The organism is Microcystis viridis FACHB-1342 (assembly GCF_014698335.1).
Lineage (GTDB): Bacteria > Cyanobacteriota > Cyanobacteriia > Cyanobacteriales > Microcystaceae > Microcystis > Microcystis ichthyoblabe_A.
Genome location: NZ_JACJSV010000119.1, coordinates 1 through 6,048, shown reverse-complemented (window position 1 = coordinate 6,048; position 6,048 = coordinate 1). Strand labels below are relative to the sequence as shown.

The following is a 6,048-nucleotide window of genomic DNA, read 5'->3' as shown; positions in this document are numbered from 1 at the left end:
GAAACTATCTCATCAAATTAGTCCCCCCATAGAACCCCCTTGAGCCATCTTGCACACTTTTCTCTTTTTGTCAAATTTTATGTTAAGAAAGATGTGACTAATGGATAGCTTGATAAGGGGGGTGCCGATAGGTGGGGGGATCTGAAAGTTTTCAATACCTACCTACTTAAATATTGACATTTGCTGTTAAATTAGTCAGCTTATCGCGCCAAATTTGCTAACCATGCCTTCCAGCAATCAAACCCCAGAAAACCAATCCCGTGAACTGATTGACGAACAATTGCGTCAAGCGGGATGGTCTGTCCAAGATAAAAAAGAAATCAACTTCAATACCAGTTTGGGAGTGGCTATCAGGGAATATCCAACCGATAGCGGATTCGCTGATTATGTCCTGTTTGTGGATAGAGAACCCGTCGGTATTATCGAGGCCAAACGAGAGGAAAAAGGCTTGTACTTAACGGTGGCGGAGGAACAATCAAACAAATACGCTAATAGTAAGCTGAAATATATCAATAACCAGCCCCTTAACTTTATTTACGAAAGCACAGGCAAGCTGACGCGCTTTACCAATCGCCGCGACCCGAAACCTCGTTCCCGTCTTGTTTTTTCCTTTCACCGACCGGAAACCCTGCAAGAATGGCAAGATAAACCCAAAAGCTTGCGGGATAAAATGCAAGATATTCCCACCCTTGAGCCGAATGGACTAAGAGAATGTCAAATTAAAGCTATTACCAACTTAGAAGCCTCCTTTAAGCGAAATTTTCCCCGGGCCTTGCTGCAGATGGCCACGGGAAGCGGCAAAACCTTCACCGCTATTACCGCTATTTATCGCCTCCTAAAGTTTGCCGATGCCAAACGGGTGTTATTTCTAGTCGATACCAAAAACTTAGGAGAACAAGCTGAACAGGAGTTTATGAATTTTGTTCCCAATGATGATAACCGAAAATTTACCGAACTTTACAACGTTCAGCGATTATCCTCCAGTTATCTGGCCAAAGATGCTCAGGTCTGCATCTCAACCATTCAAAGACTCTATTCTATCCTTAAAGGGGAAAGTCTCGATGAGGCTGCCGAACAAACCAACCCGAATGAATTAGTACAAGGGAAACAACCCGTCCCCGTGGTCTATAATCCGAAAGTTCCTCTTGAATTCTTCGATTTTATCGTCATCGATGAGTGTCATCGCTCGATTTACAACGTTTGGCAACAGGTTTTATTATATTTCGACGCTTTTCTGATTGGTTTAACCGCCACTCCCGACGTGCGGACATTTGCCTTTTTCCATGAAAATGTAGTTAGTGAATACAGCTACAAACAAGCGGTAATGGACGGCGTAAACGTAGATTATCAAGTCTATACTATAGAAACGGAGATAACCAAGAATGGCGGGCGTATTCTCAGGGAATACATCGAAAAAAGGGAAAAATTAACCCGTGAAAAACGCTGGGTACAACCGGACGAGGATATTGTCTATACCGGCAAGCAACTTGACCGAGATGTGGTCAATCCCAGCCAAATACGCCAAATTATCCGCACCTTTCGCGATAAACTGCCAGAATTATTTCCCCATCGCCAAGAAGTCCCGAAAACCCTGATTTTTGCCAAGGATGACAGCCATGCTGACGATATTATTCAGATAGTCCGGGAAGAATTTAGCGAAGGGAACGATTTCTGCAAAAAAGTTACCTATAAATCGCCAGAAGACCCGAAATCCGTGCTTTCTCAATTCAGAAATGAGTTTAATCCCCGTATCACCGTCACAGTCGATATGATTGCCACGGGAACCGATATTCAACCCCTTGAGTGTTTAATTTTTATGCGGGATGTCAAATCTCGAAACTACTACGAACAGATGAAAGGACGAGGTACACGCACCCTTGACCATGATGGTCTCAAAAAAGTCTCTCAATCCGCCCTTTCTGCCAAAACTCACTTTATTATCATCGATGCTGTCGGTGTGGAACAATCAGCCAAAACCGATAGCCGGCCCCTGGAAAGAAAATCCAGTGTCCCCTTAAAAGACCTGATGATGGGCATTATGATGGGAACAGACGATAGCGATGCCTATATCTCCCTAGCCTGTCGTTTTGCGCGATTAGAACGACAAATCACGCCAAAAGAAGCTGAAAAGATAAAAGAAATCACCGGAGGGGCAACTTTGGGAGATATGGCCAAAGCCCTGCTTAATGCCACAGACCCCGATAATATTGAGGATAGGGCCAAAGAAACCTATCAAACCACAAATCCGACCCCAGAACAGTTAAAAGCGGCGGAAAAAGCCCTTACTCGTGCGGCTGCCGGCTATTTGACTGGGGAATTGAGTCATTACCTTGAGAATGTGCGGAAAGTACACGAACAGTACATAGATACTCAGAATCTGGATAGGGTGACATTCTCAGGATGGAGTGAAGCGCAACGGATAGACAATCAAGCCCTAATAAATGACTTTACAGCCTTTATTGAGGCAAATAAGGACGAAATCACCGCCCTGCGTATCCTCTATAACCTGCCCTATCAACAGCGTCCCGTCACCTATAAAATGGTCAAAGAAGTCTTAGATATTCTCAAAAAAGACCGCCCCAACCTAGCGCCGGTGAGGGTATGGGCAGCCTATCAACAGATAGAAGCGGTGCCAAGCAATCCCACCAGTGAGTTAACGGCGTTAATTGCCCTAATCCGGCGTGTTATTGGCTTAGATGAGGTTTTAACCCCCCATGAAAAACGCATCGATAAAGCTTTTCAAACTTGGGTTTTTCAAAAACAGGCGGGCGCATCAGTAAAATTCAATCAAGAACAGATGCAATGGCTACGGGCAATCAAGGAACATATTATCAGTTCTTTTGCCTTAGAGCGAGAGGATTTGGACTATACCCCTTTTGATAGTATGGGGGGAATCGGTAAACTCCATCAGCTTTTTGGCGATGAGATGGAGGCTATTATCGAGGAATTAAACATCGCTTTAGTGGCATAAAATACGAAATCAAAAGGACTCCTAAATCATGAAACATAAAATCATTCTCTATCAATCCGAAGAAGGCTGCAGCGTCTGTTGTCCGGGGTTGCCCGGTTGTTGGTCCCAGGGAGAGACAGAGAAAGAAGGGTTAGGCAACATTCAAGACGCAATTACTGAATATTTGTCAGTTATTGAGGAATTATTTCCTACAAATTAAGGAGTAAATATGACCTTACAAGATGTGATGGAATTAGCCAAGCAATTATCGCCGATGGATAAAAAATGCCTCGTTGAACAGCTTTCCTCTGAAGTGAAACCCGAAGAAGTTAAACCGAAAACTTTAGAGGAAATCAAAGCAATTTTAATCCTTTATAAGCCCTTTTTAATAGAGAGGTTTAAAATCCTTGAATTAGGACTTTTTGGTTCCTATGTCAGGGGAGAACAAACTAAAGATAGTGATGTGGATATTTTAGTAGAATTTTCCCAAGTCCCCACCTTATTTGATTTAGTAGAAATTGAGTATTTAATTAGTGATAAACTTGGTCTTCCTGTGGATTTAATTGATAAAAAATCCTTAAAAGCTGCCCTTAGTGAACAGATTCTCAATGAGACAGTTTATCTATGAAATTGACAAAAGAACAAAATAAAAGGAGTATTAAGTTATGAATCAAAAACTAATTGACTCTTTAGTTACTATTGTTCAATCGCTTTCTGATGAAGAACGTCAAAGCTTTGAGCAAAAATTGTTCTTTGATGACCATCAAGTTAGTACACAGGAGATTATGAACTTAGTTCAAACAATTCATTCCTTTGATTTTCTCAAGGATGAACCCGATATTTATACCCTAGAAGATGGAGAATCTATTAAATAGATTTTTATAATTATGATAAAAGTATTTGAATCACCTAATTTACCTGATAACTGGATATTAGCCAACTTTGGTGACTATCTAGACATCACAGGAGGCTCTCAACCACCAAAAAGCAAATTTTCTGAAGTTAAAAAAGATGGATATGTTAGATTATGGCAAATTAGAGATTTAGGAGATAATCCTGTCCCTGTATTTGTTGATAAGTCTCTTGTTTCAAAATTTTGTTCAGATGGTGATATTTTAATAGGTAGATATGGTGCTTCTGTTGGTAAAGTTTTTTGGGCAAAAGATGGTGCTTACAATGTAGCTTTAGTTAAATTAATATTTGATGATAAGATTTTTCATAAAAGTTTTTTATTTTATTTTCTTCAGTCTCTCTATTTTCAAAGATATTTAAAATTAATATCTAAAACTGCACAAAGTGGATTTAATAGAAGCGACTTATATAACATAGAATTACCTATTGCTCCCCTACCTGAACAACATCGAATTGTCGAGAAAATTGAAGAATTATTCTCGGAATTAGATAACGGGGTTGCATCCCTGAAAAAAGCGCTAGAACAACTAAAAACCTACCGTCAAGCAGTGTTAAAATGGGCATTTGAGGGCAAATTAACCGAAAAATGGCGCAACACACATCAAGACAGTCTAGAGGATGGTGATACCCTATTAGAACAGATTAAAGCTGAAAGAAAACGCCATTATCAGCAACAATTAGAAGACTGGAAACAAGCGCTTAAAGAATGGGAAAATAACGGCAAGGAAACCAAAAAACCCACCAAACCCCAACAACCAAAAGATTTACCTCCCCTCACCAAAGAAGAATTAAGCAATTTACCCAGTTTACCTAATGGTTGGATGTGGGTTAAAATAGGCAATATCTATCTAGTTGGCACAGGTGTTACACCACTTAAGAAAAAGCAAGAATATTATACAAATGGTTCAATTTCTTGGGTTACGAGTGGAGCATTAAATGATAATTTTGTCAGACAAGCATCTGATTATATAACTGAGTTAGCTTTATCGCAAACCAATCTTAAACTATACCCAAAACATACACTTTTAGTGGCACTATATGGTGAGGGAAAAACTCGTGGAAAATGTTCAGAATTGTTGATTGAAGCTACAACTAACCAAGCAATTGCCGCTATTGTCCAAAATGGATTAGCAGAATTAACTCGCCCTTTTCTTAAATGGTTTTTACAGAAAAATTACGAAGCTATTCGTTTAAAATCATCAGGTGGGGTACAACCTAATCTCAATTTAAGCATCATTGAAAATACTATTTTTCCATTTCCTTCCCTCCAAGAACAAACCAAAATCGTGCAAGAAATCGAATCAAGATTATCAGTATGTGACCAATTAGAAGCCACCCTCACCGAGAACTTAAACAAAGCAGAAGCATTGCGCCAAAGCATCTTAAAACGGGCCTTTGAGGGGAAACTCGTACTATGATTAGGAATGATTAAATGAGGACTATGATTGAGGGATTGATGGGATCCTCAATTCAAAAACTTTTGATATTCGTAGTAAAATCTAATCATAGCCAATCAAAAAATCACATAAATCACAGTACGGGGGGTTAGAAAAATTATGTGACCCGTAGTAAAATCTAATCATAGCCAATCAAAAAATCGTATCAAGTCAATAGCATGAGTTACGTTTCTTCTCAATATCCAGACAGCGAATTAACAGGTAAAATAATCGGTTGTGCCATGGAAGTACACCGCATACTAGGAAACGGCTTTCAGGAAAAAATCTATCAACGCGCCTTAGCCATAGAAATGACATATCAAGGAATTTCCTTTAGTCAAGAACACGAAATGAATATCATTTATAAAGGAACACATATCGGCACAAGACGAGTTGATTTTTTTGTAGAAGGAAGGATAATGTTAGAAATCAAAGCCGTCATTAAACTTGAAGATGTTCACCTCGCACAAGCCATTAATTATATAGAAATTTATAGACTTCCCATCGGTTTACTAATTAACTTTGGCTCAAGAAGCTTAGAATTTAAACGAGTCATGAAACCAAAGCCAAAACCATGATTAGGAATGATTAAATGAGGACTATGATTGAGGGATTGATGGGATCCTCAATTCAAAAACTTTTGATATTCGTAGTAAAATCTAATCATAGCCAATCAAAAAATCACATAAATCACAGTACGGATTGATGGGATGCTCAATTCAAAAACTTTTGATATTCGTAGTAAAATCT

Annotated in this window: 6 protein-coding genes; all 6 read left to right on the top strand. The window is 39.3% G+C overall.

What is annotated here, in order from left to right:
- Positions 1-223 precede the first annotated feature (223 nt).
- A complete protein-coding gene (locus H6G40_RS22350) occupies positions 224-2,971 on the top strand; it encodes a type I restriction endonuclease subunit R (RefSeq protein WP_069474585.1) in 2,748 nt (915 codons plus the stop codon).
- 28 nt (positions 2,972-2,999) lie between these two features.
- On the top strand, positions 3,000-3,170 hold the full coding sequence (locus H6G40_RS22345; RefSeq protein ID WP_081330852.1) for a type II toxin-antitoxin system HicB family antitoxin: 171 nt from the start codon (positions 3,000-3,002) through the stop codon (positions 3,168-3,170).
- A gap of 9 nt (positions 3,171-3,179) precedes the next feature.
- Complete coding sequence (locus H6G40_RS22340) at positions 3,180-3,578, top strand: nucleotidyltransferase family protein (protein ID WP_081330853.1); 399 nt, start codon at positions 3,180-3,182, stop codon at positions 3,576-3,578.
- A 37-nt stretch (positions 3,579-3,615) separates the two neighbouring features.
- Positions 3,616-3,825 (top strand): hypothetical protein, encoded by a 210-nt coding sequence (locus H6G40_RS22335; RefSeq protein ID WP_016516401.1) that lies wholly within the window; start codon positions 3,616-3,618, stop codon positions 3,823-3,825.
- Between the two features lie 12 nt (positions 3,826-3,837).
- Positions 3,838-5,280 (top strand): restriction endonuclease subunit S, encoded by a 1,443-nt coding sequence (locus H6G40_RS22330; protein WP_069474586.1) that lies wholly within the window; start codon positions 3,838-3,840, stop codon positions 5,278-5,280.
- 197 nt (positions 5,281-5,477) lie between these two features.
- The gene (locus H6G40_RS22325; RefSeq protein ID WP_002734461.1) at positions 5,478-5,876 is read left to right on the top strand and encodes a GxxExxY protein; all 399 of its coding nucleotides are present in this window, start codon (positions 5,478-5,480) and stop codon (positions 5,874-5,876) included.
- Positions 5,877-6,048 lie beyond the last annotated feature (172 nt).